18 protein-coding genes are annotated in these 13684 nt (G+C 46.1%); 12 read left to right on the top strand and 6 right to left on the bottom strand.

Features of this window, described 5'->3' with window-relative positions:
- The 7 genes from D2V93_RS18900 to D2V93_RS11980 form a co-directional block, all read left to right on the top strand.
- Window positions 1-1017: DUF7151 family protein (locus D2V93_RS18900; protein WP_470299662.1), on the top strand; the 1017-nt coding region annotated here is incomplete at its 5' end.
- A 22-nt stretch (window positions 1018-1039) separates the two neighbouring features.
- Window positions 1040-3064 (top strand): T9SS type B sorting domain-containing protein, encoded by a 2025-nt coding sequence (locus tag D2V93_RS12005; RefSeq protein WP_313791661.1) that lies wholly within the window; start codon window positions 1040-1042, stop codon window positions 3062-3064.
- Window positions 3065-3069: 5 nt separating this feature from the next.
- Window positions 3070-4026, top strand: a complete 957-nt coding sequence (locus D2V93_RS12000; protein ID WP_072879648.1) for a PorP/SprF family type IX secretion system membrane protein — start codon at window positions 3070-3072, stop codon at window positions 4024-4026.
- Window positions 4027-4083: 57 nt separating this feature from the next.
- A complete protein-coding gene (idi, locus tag D2V93_RS11995; RefSeq protein WP_119619663.1) occupies window positions 4084-4617 on the top strand; it encodes an isopentenyl-diphosphate Delta-isomerase in 534 nt (177 codons plus the stop codon).
- Entirely contained in the window at window positions 4614-5021 is a 408-nt protein-coding gene (locus D2V93_RS11990) for a 6-pyruvoyl trahydropterin synthase family protein (protein ID WP_119619662.1), read from the top strand. Before idi ends, D2V93_RS11990 begins: the two co-directional genes overlap by 4 nt.
- A 7-nt stretch (window positions 5022-5028) precedes the next feature.
- The gene (locus D2V93_RS11985) at window positions 5029-5991 is read left to right on the top strand and encodes a type I phosphomannose isomerase catalytic subunit (protein WP_119619674.1); all 963 of its coding nucleotides are present in this window, start codon (window positions 5029-5031) and stop codon (window positions 5989-5991) included.
- Between the two features lie 25 nt (window positions 5992-6016).
- Window positions 6017-6289: a hypothetical protein gene (locus tag D2V93_RS11980; protein ID WP_072879654.1), complete on the top strand. Its 273-nt coding sequence runs from the start codon at window positions 6017-6019 to the stop codon at window positions 6287-6289.
- Here the strand turns inward: D2V93_RS11980 and D2V93_RS11975 are convergent.
- Window positions 6286-6984: a DUF4369 domain-containing protein gene (locus tag D2V93_RS11975; RefSeq protein WP_072879656.1), complete on the bottom strand. Its 699-nt coding sequence runs from the start codon at window positions 6982-6984 to the stop codon at window positions 6286-6288. The two genes, D2V93_RS11980 and D2V93_RS11975, sit on opposite strands and share 4 nt — an antisense overlap.
- A gap of 46 nt (window positions 6985-7030) precedes the next feature.
- On the bottom strand, window positions 7031-8293 hold the full coding sequence (locus tag D2V93_RS11970; protein WP_072879658.1) for a DUF819 family protein: 1263 nt from the start codon (window positions 8291-8293) through the stop codon (window positions 7031-7033).
- Window positions 8294-8464: 171 nt separating this feature from the next.
- Between D2V93_RS11970 and D2V93_RS11965 the strand changes: the two genes are divergently transcribed.
- Window positions 8465-8632, top strand: a complete 168-nt coding sequence (locus D2V93_RS11965; protein ID WP_119619661.1) for a lmo0937 family membrane protein — start codon at window positions 8465-8467, stop codon at window positions 8630-8632.
- 238 nt (window positions 8633-8870) lie between these two features.
- Window positions 8871-9641 (top strand): S1/P1 nuclease, encoded by a 771-nt coding sequence (locus D2V93_RS11960; protein WP_119619660.1) that lies wholly within the window; start codon window positions 8871-8873, stop codon window positions 9639-9641.
- A 10-nt stretch (window positions 9642-9651) separates the two neighbouring features.
- Here D2V93_RS11960 and D2V93_RS11955 read toward each other — a convergent pair whose 3' ends face one another.
- On the bottom strand, window positions 9652-10521 hold the full coding sequence (locus tag D2V93_RS11955; protein WP_072879662.1) for an AraC family transcriptional regulator: 870 nt from the start codon (window positions 10519-10521) through the stop codon (window positions 9652-9654).
- Window positions 10522-10733: 212 nt separating this feature from the next.
- Between D2V93_RS11955 and D2V93_RS11950 the strand changes: the two genes are divergently transcribed.
- Complete coding sequence (locus tag D2V93_RS11950; protein WP_072879932.1) at window positions 10734-11114, top strand: hypothetical protein; 381 nt, start codon at window positions 10734-10736, stop codon at window positions 11112-11114.
- A 50-nt stretch (window positions 11115-11164) separates the two neighbouring features.
- Here the strand turns inward: D2V93_RS11950 and D2V93_RS11945 are convergent, their stop codons facing one another.
- Together D2V93_RS11945 and D2V93_RS11940 are read right to left on the bottom strand one after the other, a co-directional pair.
- Window positions 11165-11797: an MOSC domain-containing protein gene (locus D2V93_RS11945; RefSeq protein WP_119619659.1), complete on the bottom strand. Its 633-nt coding sequence runs from the start codon at window positions 11795-11797 to the stop codon at window positions 11165-11167.
- A 67-nt stretch (window positions 11798-11864) separates the two neighbouring features.
- Complete coding sequence (locus tag D2V93_RS11940; RefSeq protein WP_072879666.1) at window positions 11865-12215, bottom strand: DUF6249 domain-containing protein; 351 nt, start codon at window positions 12213-12215, stop codon at window positions 11865-11867.
- Between the two features lie 134 nt (window positions 12216-12349).
- On the opposite strand from D2V93_RS11940, the gene D2V93_RS11935 reads away from it, so the two are divergent.
- Window positions 12350-12928: an RNA polymerase sigma factor gene (locus D2V93_RS11935; RefSeq protein ID WP_119619658.1), complete on the top strand. Its 579-nt coding sequence runs from the start codon at window positions 12350-12352 to the stop codon at window positions 12926-12928.
- Window positions 12921-13337, top strand: coding sequence for a hypothetical protein (locus D2V93_RS11930; RefSeq protein ID WP_119619657.1), 417 nt, complete (start codon window positions 12921-12923; stop codon window positions 13335-13337). The genes D2V93_RS11935 and D2V93_RS11930 overlap by 8 nt, the downstream gene beginning before the upstream one ends.
- Here the strand turns inward: D2V93_RS11930 and D2V93_RS11925 are convergent.
- Window positions 13329-13682, bottom strand: coding sequence for a DoxX family protein (locus D2V93_RS11925; RefSeq protein WP_119619656.1), 354 nt, complete (start codon window positions 13680-13682; stop codon window positions 13329-13331). The genes D2V93_RS11930 and D2V93_RS11925 overlap by 9 nt on opposite strands.
- Window positions 13683-13684 lie beyond the last annotated feature (2 nt).

Genomic DNA, 13684 nt, shown 5'->3' with positions numbered 1-13684 from the left:
ACAGGAGATAAAGGTTTGACCGGTGACAAAGGCCCACAGGGCGACCCCGGTATCCAAGGCCCACAGGGTCCACAGGGCGACCCCGGTATCCAAGGTCCACAGGGTCCACAGGGCGACCCCGGCGATAAGGGAGAGACAGGGGATAAAGGTTTGACCGGTGACAAGGGTCCACAAGGAGACCCCGGTATCCAAGGCCCGCAAGGTCCACAAGGAGACCCCGGTATCCAAGGTCCACAGGGTCCACAGGGCGACCCCGGCGATAAGGGAGAGACAGGGGATAAAGGTTTGACCGGTGACAAAGGCCCACAGGGCGACCCCGGTATCCAAGGTCCACAGGGAGAACAAGGTCCTGTTGGTCTACAAGGGCCTACTGGAGAACAAGGTCTGCAGGGTCCTATTGGTGACAAAGGTCCAATCGGTGATCAAGGCCCTGATGGACTTGCCAATTTAGTGGTCACTACAGCTGAACCTGCTGGAGCTAATTGCTCCGCTGGAGGAATCAAAGTGGATACAGGTATTGATGACAATGGGAATGGAGTACTCGATCTTAGCGAAATCGATTCGACAGAATATGTGTGTAATGGCGACCCTTCAACAGATGACCAAAATGCATCCGAAGTTGATTCTGATAACCCCGTGGATGTAGATGGAGATGGGACAGCAGAGGATACGGTAGAAGAAGTGATTCAAGCTATTGCCCCGATCACGGCTAAAGCAGCAAGGATTTTCTATCCGCCCTCGATAGCAATTGATGCTTCATCGAATGGTACAAATAGAACAGTGAATCTATACGCACAATATATAGCTCAATATGGTACTCCTGCAGTGACCAGTTTAGGCGCTCCTGCCGCAATACCAACCTATGCGGCAACAGAGCTGTATTACTATGTGACCTATGCAGATCCAACGGTTTTTGCCAATATGAGCATAAATGCAAGTGGTGTCCTTACCTATGATATTATTGGTCAGCCAGCTGATTACAATGCGTTGATCAACGTGGTTTTTGTGGTAAAATAATAATCAATACGGACGCACAGATTTGAAACCAAAAACCTCATATACGTCTTTATTCATTGGATTGTTCATCCTGTTCATGGGGGTCAACTTTGCAAATGCCCAGTTTTTGCTTCAGGCACCCAATACAGGGGATGAGAACAATTACCGATGGTATGAGGCATCCGACCCCAGTACGGTCTTGGGAACAAATTCATTTTATGAAGCCACTCGGCCTGGAATCTATTTTGCAACCTACGATGGCACCCTTTGTGGGTCCAACGCGACAGGGTATTTTATTTTGACCGACTGTGAAGCTCCAAACAATGAGGTAACCTTGGATATTTCCGCAAGTGTACCTGTTGGTGCCACAGTGAGTTGGAGTCCTGCCCTAAGTGGCGATCAAAACCGACCTACGGTCATCAGCACACAAAATGTGACCCACTACACGGCTACCATCACCAAGGTTGGGAATAGCAGCGAGTTGCCCCGATTTACCGTAGTGTGTATGAGCCAAGCTGCCAATGTGGTGGATGACACCGTGGTAGTGAACGAGGACGAATCCGTGGTCGTGCCCATCTTTGACAATGATACCGATCTGCCAGTCTCAGGGACTTTGACCATCACAGGTCCGTCCAATGGGACCGTGAACGTAAGTGACAATGGAACACCCAACGATCCAACGGACGATGAGGTTACCTATTCACCAAATTCTGATTACAATGGCAATGATAGCTTTGATTATACCATTTGCAACAATTTTGGGGATTGTAGCACTGCAACGGTTACTGTGGATGTACTTCCAATTTTGGATGTCAACGACGATCTGACCTCGACCGAGCAAGGAACCGATGTGACCATATCCTGGAGGGCCAATGACAATGATATTCCCACTGTGGGCTCTATTTCAGCTACCAACCCCTCCAACGGAACCATTGTCTTGAATGATAACGGCACTGCGGCGAACCCGTCCGATGACAACATCACCTATGTGCCCAACCCAGGGTATTCAGGTTCGGATTCTTTTGAATATACCGTTTGTGATACCAATGGAAATTGTGGCACGGCCATCATCACGGTGGTGGTCACTTCACAACAAATCTTGGACAGTGATGGGGATGGTATATTGGATAGTTTCGAAGACCTCAATGCAGATAACGACAACGATCCATCCACCAATCCTACGGATACTGATGGTGATGGCATTCCAGATTATTTGGACATCGATAGTGACAATGACGGGATTCCGGATAATGTGGAAGCCCAGTCCGTTTCATCCTATATATCCCCAAGTTTGGTCGATGCCAATGGAAATGGTCTGGACGACGCCTACGAAGTGGATGGGAACATGGGCTTGATTCCCGTGGATTCCGATGACGATGGTATTCCGGATTATGTTGACCTTGATAGTGATGATGATAATGTGCCCGATGCCATAGAAGGACACGATCATGACCATGATGGTATTGCCGATGTGGAGTTCATAGGCTCGGATAAGGACAATGATGGTCTGGATGATGGCTATGAGGGAGAGACTGTGATCGATATCGATGTGAATGATGAAATGGACGACCCGAGTACGGTCCTGCCAGATACCGATTCGGATGGCACTCCCGATTTTAGGGATTCAGACGATGATGGGGATGGTATAGAGACCACGGATGAAGACCTGGATAGAGATGGGAATTATGCCAACGATGACTCCAATGAAAATGGCATCCCAAATTATTTAGACCCAGATCTGGGCGAGACAACGGTCGATGGAGACGAAATCGATCCCATCAACGTTATCACGCCGAACGGAGATACGATCCACGATGTGTTTACCATAAAATACATCGAAAACTATCCGAACAATACGGTGAGGATATACAACAGGTGGGGTGTCATGGTTTTCCAGACAAAATCCTATAATACCAGTGGAAATGTGTTCGACGGCACATCACAAGGAAGGGTCACCGTGGATAGTGACAATAAACTCCCTGTGGGTACCTACTTCTACGTAATAGATTATGAGAATCAAAGTGGAACCATGAAACAAGTTTCGGGTTATCTATACATAAACAGATAAAGAAAATGAGTACTGTGGAGAAGAATATCGTTAAAAGGAGAGTGGGATGGCTGTTCGCTATTTTTCTGATAGGGACAATTCCAATGCTCCAGGCACAGCAAGATGCCCAGTACACCCAATACATGTACAATACCGTAAGTGTGAACCCTGCCTATGCCGGTTCCCGAGGACATTTGAGCATCGCGGCACTCTATAGGAACCAATGGTTGGGCCTTGACGGGGCCCCGGAGACCCAAACCCTCAACGTTCATACCCCTATGGGCTATCGTGGTGTCGGATTAGGACTTTCCATTGTGAACGATAAGATAGGGCCCACATCGGAAACCTATTTTGATGTGGACTTTTCCTATACCATCCAAACCTCATGGGAAGGAAGGTTGAGCTTTGGCCTAAAGGCCAGTGCCCATATGCTGGATATCCGCTATTCCGAACTGGATGAGTTTGAAGTGGACCCACAGTTGCAGTCCCAACAAGATATCCGCAACAAGTTTTCCCCGAACATAGGGGCAGGTGTCTATTACCATACGGATAGGTTCTATGTGGGGCTTTCTGCACCCAGAATATTGGAGACCACCCATTTTGACGAATCTTCCGTGTCCACGGCCAAGGAGCAGATCAACATGTACCTTATTACCGGTTATGTTTGGGACCTTAACCCCTTTTTGAAATTCAAGCCGACCCTTTTGACCAAAGCTGTACAAGGAGCACCGTTGCAGGTAGATCTTTCGGCCAATTTCATGCTGAATGAAAAGTTCATCGGTGGGGTGGCCTACAGATGGGATGCTGCGTTCAGTGGGCTTTTTGGTTTTATGCTGTCCGACCAGTTGATGCTGGGTCTTGCCTATGATCGGGAAATAACGGAACTGGGTGCCGCCACCTTCAACGACGGTTCCTTTGAGGTCATTATCCGTTACGATTTCATTAGGAACATCGGTAATCTGAAATCCCCTCGCTTCTTTTAGCAAGAATTTAAATACCGCTATCGGATGTTTTTCCTCTAAAGGTCATATTTTTACCGTATGACAGAGGAAAACGTGATACTGGTCAATGAGAAGGACGAACAGATTGGGCTGATGCCCAAGATGGAAGCCCATGAAAAAGCCCTTTTGCACAGGGCATTTTCAGTTTTTATCATGAACGATAAAGGGGAGACTATGCTGCAGCAACGCGCCAGTGACAAATACCACTCCCCATTGTTGTGGACGAATACCTGCTGTAGCCACCAAAGGGAGGGCGAGAGTAATATTGAAGCGGGAAAGCGCAGGCTCATGGAAGAAATGGGATTCACAGCCGATCTCGAAGAACTCTTTTCCTTTGTGTATAAGGCTCCTTTCGACAATGGCCTTACCGAGCATGAGTTTGACCATGTGATGATAGGTTTCCACAACGACGCCCCTAATATCAATCCAGAGGAAGTGGCCGATTGGAAATGGATGTTGCCCATTGACATCAAGAAAGACATTGCCCAAAACCCGGCACAGTACACCGAATGGTTCAAGATCATATTTGAAAGGTTCTACGACCATCTAATGAAGAACATCCCTGCACAATGAAAGTGAAAGTAAGCAGAAAGGCCAGTTTCAATGCGGCCCATAGATTGTACAGGCCGGATTGGGACGAGGAGAGGAACAATGCCGTTTTTGGCAAATGCAACAACCCTAGGTACCATGGCCATAACTACGACCTGATCGTTGGTGTTACCGGGGAGATAGACCAAGCTACCGGGTTTGTGATGGATTTGAAGGTACTGAAAGACCTGATCAAGGAGCATGTGGAAGATGCCTTGGACCACAAAAACCTCAATCTGGATGTTCCCGAGTTTAAGAACCTGAACCCTACGGCAGAAAACATAGCCGTGGTCATTTGGAACCGATTGCGGCCACATATTGAAAACAATAAGGAATTGGAAGTGGTCCTGTATGAGACCCCTCGAAATTTTGTAACCTATACCGGATAAAATGGACATATACCCCTTAAAGTTCCGCCCTATTCTCAAAGAACGCCTTTGGGGAGGAACAAAACTAAAAGAAGTACTTGGAAAACCGATAGAAAGTGACATAACAGGAGAGAGTTGGGAGCTCTCCGGCGTCAAGGGAGATATTTCCGAAGTGGCCAACGGACCTTTGGAAGGAACCTCACTTGAAGACTTGATAGGGCAACAACCCGAGGCTGTGTTGGGTAAGAGCGTTGTGGAGCGGTTCGGGAATGAGTTCCCAATCCTGATCAAGTTCATCGATGCCAAACAGGATCTGTCCATACAGCTGCACCCAAACGATAAATTGGCCAAGGAAAGGCACAACTCCTTTGGAAAAACGGAAATGTGGTACATCATGGATGCCGATCCTGGGGCCAAGCTTATTGTGGGATTCAATAAGGATGTGGAGAAGACTGAGTACATCGAAAGCCTTGAAGAAGGTACCTTACTGGACCTGATGAACTATGAAGAGGTGGTAGAGGGCGATACTTTTTTTATCAACACAGGAAAGATACATGCCATTGGGGCCGGAGTGTTGTTGGCAGAAATCCAACAGACCTCGGACGTTACCTACAGGGTATTCGATTTCAACCGAAAGGACAAGGACGGGAACTTAAGGGAACTGCACACCGGTCTGGCCGTGGATGCCATCGATTATGAAATGAAGGACGATTTCAAGGTGGGCTATCCCAACGTCAAGGACACCGTGAACGATATGGTGGACTGTCCGTATTTCAAGACCAACTTCTTGGAGCTGACAAAAAATATGAAACAGGACCTTTCCCAGAGGGATTCCTTTACGATCTATATGTGTGTGGGAGGTAGGGCGACCATCACCAATGATTGGGGCAGTGCCTCCATCCAGAAAGGGGAAACGACCCTTCTTCCGGCATCCAGCACTTTTGTGGAAATTGAAGCCAAAGGGGCCAAACTTTTAGAAGTTACCATTTAAGTAGTACATTTGAAAAAATACTAGTATGTCAAGCATTCGCGATCTTAAGAAAGACATCAATTTCGTCCTTGGGGACATCATTGAGGCGGTTTACATTTGGGAAGCCGGTTCGGGCAACAAAGAATCCGAAGAAGGAACGGTCATTATAGACAAGGCCATTGCCATATTTGATGAGTTGATGGACAAAGTGAACCAAAAGAACGTTGAAAACCGAAAGGCCCACTTTAACCAAATACGCAAGGAACTGGAAGAAAAGGCCACCGAATTGGTGGAACAGTTCAACAGCCTGGCGGGTTAGTCCTTTTTGTCCAAAAATTCCTTGAATGCCTTTCCGTGTTTGGATGATGCCACCTCTGGGGAAAGGCTTTGGTAGATGGAATCCAAATACTTGGGGTTGGCCTCTCTTGCCTCTGTCATCATGATATAGGGGGTGGCAAACGAATTTCCATTGTTCAGCCCAAAGTTGAGGGCATATCGGTACCTACTTATGGTATTTAGATCGACCAATCGTTGAAGGGAATCCAAGGCCAATGAATCTTCTTGGACTTTGGGAAGCGAAGCCTGTTGGATTAGGGACAGTTCCTTGATGTTGAACTTGGAGGCCATCTCATAGAACTCCACCAATTTTTCATGGGACTTGGAGCCACTGATTTTTGAGTTGGTGTCAAAAGTGTTCCAAGAGGTATTGATGGTAATGGTTCCCGCTTCTCCAAAAAACGTGATCCGATCGTTGATGTCGTTGTTGTCCTCTTTCTTCAGATAGAGATAGAAAATATCCGGGGTTTCCACTTCTTCATTAAAAGAAAACTTTCCATCCCCTTGAACTTCCAACGAATCCAAGGTCACAAGTGTGGAATCTTGGAACTGTTGCAAGTATAGTGTCCCTTTTTTCAGACCTTTGATGTTTCCGGTGACCACCATAGTGTTTTCTGTGTTCTTTTCGCACGAAACCATCATGGCTCCCAATAGCAATACGAAGAAAATCCGCTTCATTGTAATTTTTTTTGCTGGGCAAATATGCATAAACTTCTGAAATAATCTAAACATTGGAGGCGACTTCCATCAACAAAGCACACAAATAGGCCCCTGCCGTGCCGACCACATAGCCAAAAACAGCCAAAAGGATGCCCACGGAAGTCAGGGATGGGTGAAATTCGGCAGCCACTACTGGAGCGGAGGCTGCCCCGCCCACATTGGCCTGACTGCCCACTGCCAAGAAAAAGAACGGTGCCTTGATGAGCTTTGCCACCAAGATCAACAATCCTGCATGGATGGTGATCCAAATAAGCCCAATGGCAATGAGCCCTGGGTTATCTAATACCTTGCCCAAGTCCATTTTCATACCGATGGTGGCCACGAGGATGTAGATGAACATCCCCCCGATCTTGCTGGCTCCGGCTCCTTCATAGTTTTTGGCCTTGGTAAAGGACAGACCAATGCCGATGGCCGTGGCAAAGACTACCATCCAAAGGAAATCTGAACCCAATGAGGACAATATTTTTTGGGGATTTCGGACCACTTCAAAATTGTTTTGCAAAAAATCAGCAAAATGGAAGCCCAACAAATGGGCAACGCCTACCCCGGTAAATGCATAAAAAAGCATCATGATGAAATCCTTGAGGGAGGTGACCCTAGCAATTTTTTCGGTATGGGCGGATACTTTTTGTTTCAACTCTTCTATGGACGATGTGTCTGCTTTGAGCCATCGGTCTATTTGTTTTGTTTTTCCCACGCCCAATAGAATGATCGCCATCCAGAGATTGGCCACCACAATGTCGATAAGTACCATTCCGCCATAGTTTTCCTGATTGTATTGGAACACTTCCAACATGGCGGCCTGGTTGGCCCCGCCCCCGATCCAGCTGCCAGCTATGGTGGCAAGGCCCCTCCAAACGGCATCAAAACCATTTCCGCCCACGGTCTCAGGAGAAAAAATGGAGACAATCAATATGGCGATCGGCCCACCAATGATGATGCCGGCGGTTCCTGTCAAGAACATGATGAGTGCCTTAGATCCCAGGTTCATAATGGCCTTGAGGTCTATGCTCAGGGTCATCAAGATCAGAGCCGCGGGCAGCAGATAACGGCTGGCCACAAAATAGGTTTGCGACGAAGATTCGTCCACGATGCCCACGCTGGCCAAAATGGCAGGCAGCAGGTAGCACATGAGTACAGTGGGCACCACCGTGTAAAACTTGCTCCAGAAGCCCGAGGCAATGGATGAGGTATAAAAAACAAAGCCAAGGCAGAGACATAGAAGTCCAAAGATGACAGTGTCATCGGTAAACGGTAGTTGGTCCATGGATTTTAAGCTAGTTGCCCAAATATATGGAATTCGGTGGGGGTGTTCATGCTATTGATGGACATAATGTACGCCGATGAATTCAAATTGAGTTAACAATTCCACCATTTGAAACAACGATGTGACCACTTTTTGCCTAATTTTAGGATATAACACTAAAACCATAATATCATGAGAAGTTTACTTTGGCTTGTTGCCGTTATCTGTATAATAATTTGGGTATTAGGATTTTTTGGCGTGGTCGCCGGTATGGCCACCAGCAATTTGATCCATATCTTGTTGGTGATTGCCGTGATTGCCATTCTTTACAATATTATATCTGGACGTAAGCCCTTGTAATTGTTTCAAGGACTGGAAATCCAGGTTCTTTTCCGAGAGGGAAAGACACATGTAAAGAACAGTTGTCCATATGGACAACTGTTCTTTTATTTTGTACGGACTTCTAGAAACAAGCTTTTGGACATAGTTAAAAAAAACCCAAAATTGTAAATTCGATTGCCCATCGATAAAACATTCTGAAAATTAGCTAAGTCTATCGCTATAGGATTCACACCTTATTAAATAAGAGAAGCCGGAAATGAAAAAAACCTTATTCGTATTGCTTTTGTTGCCCATGGTTGGTTTTGGCAACACCATTTGGGGGAAAACAGGACACCGCGTCACGGGCGAGATTGCCCAAAACCACTTGACAGGAAAAGCCAAAAGGGCGTTGGCCGATCTATTGGATGGCCACAGTCTTGCCTTTGTCTCCACTTTTGCGGATGATATCAAGGCAGACTGTTCCTATAACAAGTTTTCACCTTGGCACTATGTCAATTACCCCTTGGACATAAGTTATCTGGATTCTGAAAAAAGCGATGAGGGCGATATCATCACGGCCATCGAGGAGTGCACGGCCATCATCAAAAATGAAGCGAACAGCAGGGAGGACCGTGTGTTCTATCTTAAAATGTTGGTCCATTTCATTGGTGATCTGCACCAACCTATGCATGCCAGTAGGGCAGAGGACAAGGGTGGTAATGATATCCAAGTGCAATGGTTCGGACAGGGGACCAACCTGCACAGCATCTGGGACAAGAACCTCATTGAATCCTACGGGATGACCTTTACCGAGTTGGCCGATGAACTGGACAATGTTTCAAAAAAGGAACGGAAAAAAATCCAAGAAGGGACTATTTACGATTGGGTGGACGAATCCCATGATATCTGCGCGGAACTCTATGATTCTGTCAAAGTGGGCGACAAATTAGGCTACCAGTATTCCTATACATACAATGACCTATTGTTCCAACAGCTTCAAAAAGGGGGATTGCGATTGGCAAAGGTGCTCAACGACCTGTTCGATTAAAAACTATCCTTTAGGATAGAACGGTCTTCAACTGGTTTCGGTATTCGGAAGGGTTCTGCCCTGTGAATGCCTTGAACGACTTGTTGAAGTGCGAAAAATTGTTGAAACCGCTATCATAGCACACTTGGGTGATGCTGATAGGCTGCTCGGCCAGTAGTTTGGAAGCGTGCACCAATCGGTACTCGTTCACAAACTGGGTGAAGGTCTTGTTGGTGATCTTTTTAAAGTATCTACAAAAAGAAGGAACGGTCATACTCACCATATCCGCAATTTCATCCAGACTGATGTCCTCTTTGAAATGGGTCTTCACGTAGTTGAACACGATATTGATACGGTCGTTGTCCTTCACCTCGGTCTCCAAGGAAAAGCCTTCGGCGTTCAAAACGTTCATTTCGTTGGAAGTGGCCAAGATGTTCAAAATGTTGAGGATGGACAATAACCTTTGGAAATCGGTCTGGTATTCCAGGATTTCCATTTTTTCACCGACCTTCATCTTGGTCTTTCCAGAAAAGGCGATGCCCCCTTTGGCAACTTCGAACAGTTTTTGGATGTTCTTCATTTCCGGGATGTTGAAAAAATCACTGCCCAGAAAATCGGCCTTCATCTGTACCAAGGTCTCACTTTTGTTACCGGTAAGCTTATCGGTAAACCCGCAGTGGGGCAAGTTGGAACCGATAAGGATAAGGTCTCCGTTCCTGAAATAGGAGACATGGCTGCCAATCTGGCGTTTGCCAGACCCCCCGTTCACGTACACCAACTCCAGTTCAGGGTGGTAGTGCCAGCCATTGTTCTTGTTCTCGTTGTTTTCATTGAACTTCTGAAAAGTGAACGAGTGGCCAAAACTGGGTGCAATGGATTCAAAAGCAGGTTTTTGGGTCATTTTTGCCAAATTTTGTTCGGTACTATAAAGGTATATCGATGTTGGTCGAACACTTATCTGCAAAATTACCAAAAATGTATGCTATTTTATCATTAATAAAAGGTTAATATGTACACCATGTTAAAATTGCACATAAACTGGAAAACATGGTGGTGTTCCTGTCCTCTATTGCGCCATACATTTGTATCATAATCCTAAAAAACGAAAATGTTATGAAAGCAGTAGTAAAAAACCTAACAGTAGTAGCGGTCCTTTTGGTATCTGCCATGGGATTGGCTAATGGAACAGCAGCCGATTTTGGTAAGAAAGTAACTGCCAAGAACGAAGTTGAGAAAAGACTTATCAATATAGAGTTGGACCCAGTGTTCGTAAAGAAAGGTCAGAAAGTAATGATGAACCTTTTGAACGTTTCACAGGACAAAGTGACCCTAAAGGTGTATGACAGCCAGGACAGACTTGTGTACAACGAGTCCATCAGTGGAAAACTTGTTGTGGAAAAGGCGTTCAACTTTGAAAAGGCTTTTGAAGATAAATATACCATCGTAGTCTCCGATAAAAACGGTACGTACACAGAGACTATGGAAGTAAGATAGTTTGTTTAGTTAATTTTTATGTGCATGGGGGGCTGGGAAGCCCCCTTTTTTTATGCCCATTTTCTTAGTTTTTCCCTTTTTCCTGGCGGCAGGGCCTCATTGTCGATGGCCCACTGCAAAAGTGTTTTGTCCTTTTCCTTGGCAAAGAGCAGGTGGTAAAATTGTTGGGTGGTCAATGGGTTTTTGGATTCTTCCACCAGTTCCATGGTATCTCCCACGGCCACTGTTCCGGTTTCCACAATACGGAGATAAGTGCCCGGCCAGCCGTGGTCTATGAAGGCTTTCAAGATATTCTGGTCGCCAAACCGAATGCCCAGTTTGTAGCAGGGTTCCCGGGGCTGGCTTATCTGCACCAGTGCCGACCCTAACCTATAGATGCTTCCTATCCTGATTTTGGACTCGTCCAGCCCCTCCACGGTCAGGTTTTCGCCGAACATGCCCCAGTTCCAATCCAGATTGGGGTATTTTTCCTGCCAGTAGGGATAGTGGTCGGAAGAGAACAAGTAGCAAGCCTTGTATTCTCCTCCATGTACTTTTCTATCGGCGACGGTGTCGCCCCGGACATCCTCCACGTCCAAAAACAAGGGTTCCTGTACCGGAAATTTGTAGATACCCGTAGTGGTCTCTTTTCCGTTCCAGATTATTTTGGTCGGATGGCCTATGTTGGTAGAGATGATTTTCATCCTACCAATATAAAAAAACCACTGCTTTTGAGCAGTGGTTCCTTCATTTGTTTTTGATGGGGTTTCTTTATTCTTTTTCCAGACGCTTGGTCATGGTAAAGCCCACCAATAGACCCACACCCGCCAAGGTAAAGATGGTGCCGGGGTACGCTACCTCATCATCCATCCCAAGATTGTACACCAAAATGGAGGCCACAAATATGGCCAATCCAATGCCGATGAGCAGCAATGAAATGTTGAGGATGATGACTTTCCAGAAAGGTGCAGCACCCTCGCGCCTGCCCTTAACAAAAATACTGGCGTCCGCTCCTTTTTCTATCAAGGCCAGGCGCTCTTTGTTCCTGGTTGAAAAATAGAGGTACGCGATGGCAAAAATGACCCCAAAAATAATAGGTATGATAATTACTTCAGATCCCATAACAGTTCGTTTTTAATGATTAAAATTATTTGTTTTTCATTGGGTATGACGACAGGTTTTAGAGGTAGGTTACATAATTTTATAAAAGAAGTAATCCATGTAACCCAATTCAATGTTTTGTCGTCCAATGTGCAATGCTGACCAATAACGAAAAAGAACTGATCCAGAAGATACGCAATGGCAACACCGTGGCGTTCTCTGATTTGGTGGACGGTCACAAGGACCTGGTCTATACCTTGTGCATACGAATGTTGGGGAACCGGGAAGACGCTGAGGAAGTATCGCAGGATGTTTTTATTAAAGTGTTCACGGCTTTGCGTAACTTTAAGGGAGATTCCAAATTGTCCACATGGATCTATAGGATTGCCTATAACGCCTGTTTGGACCGCTTGAAAAAGAGCAAAAAGGAACGAATGCGGGTGGAAGTGGACCATTTGAAGAGTGTGGCATTCTCTGTAATGGACAATGCTTTGGACAGGATGGTACAGGAGGAAAGATCGGCATTGATCAACTCATGTCTGGCAGCTTTGCCAGCGGAGGATGCAAGCATCCTGACACTTTTTTATTTTGAGGAAAGGAACCTTTTGGAGATGGAAAAGGTGTTGGACCTTTCTGCGAACACCATAAAGGTGAGATTGTTCAGGGCCAGAAAAAAACTGGCCGCTGTCATGGAAAAAAGATTTGATAAAGAAACAGTGGGAAACAATGGATAAGCACGAAGAAAAAGAACTGGAAACATTTGTGGACAAGATCATGGCGGACGCTCCCCTGGAGTCGCCCTCTGCGGACTTTACCAAGAACCTTGTGCAGCGCATCGAGGCACAACAGCACAAAGAGGTGTACCAATATAAGCCTATAGTGCCCAAGCAGGTACTTGTCCTGCTTTTCATTGGAATGGTGACCTTGACTTTTTATTTTATTGCCCAGTATGGTCTGGACAGTGATGGTGGGTGGTTCGAAAACCTATCCGTGGAGCCTCTTTTTGACAATGTGTGGGGCTGGTTGGAAAATTATACCTCATCCAAAATTTTAATGTACGCCGTATTGCTCTTTGGACTGTTGTTTTTTGTACAAGTGCCTTTGTTGAAGAAACAACTGGACCGCAACGTGATGCTAGAATGAGTAGGAGTAGGCCCAGTACATCAATGCGAACTGTAACGGGACTCTAAGGACCAAGACCCATTTGGGAAGACCTGCAGCGGCCTTTTCATTGGAAAGCATGTAAAAATGGACGGACAGAAATACGGCAAGCATCAAAATGACGCCAAAAGCACTGAGTTTACGTGTTGCCTCAAAGCATAGACCGATTCCGAGCAGAATCTCGGCCACCCCGCTCAAGAACACCAAAATCTTATGATAAGGGAGGTATCTTGGCATGATGCGCAGGTATATCTTCGGTTTTAGGAAGTGCATGGTGCCAGCAATAACATACAGGCCGGCCATCAAGTAAAGGTGCCATGGTGCCATAG

It is taken from the genome of Flagellimonas taeanensis (assembly GCF_003584105.1).
In the GTDB taxonomy this organism is placed as follows: domain Bacteria; phylum Bacteroidota; class Bacteroidia; order Flavobacteriales; family Flavobacteriaceae; genus Flagellimonas; species Flagellimonas taeanensis.
Note: the sequence above shows the minus strand (reverse complement) of the source record. Positions and strands in the feature narration are given on the sequence as shown.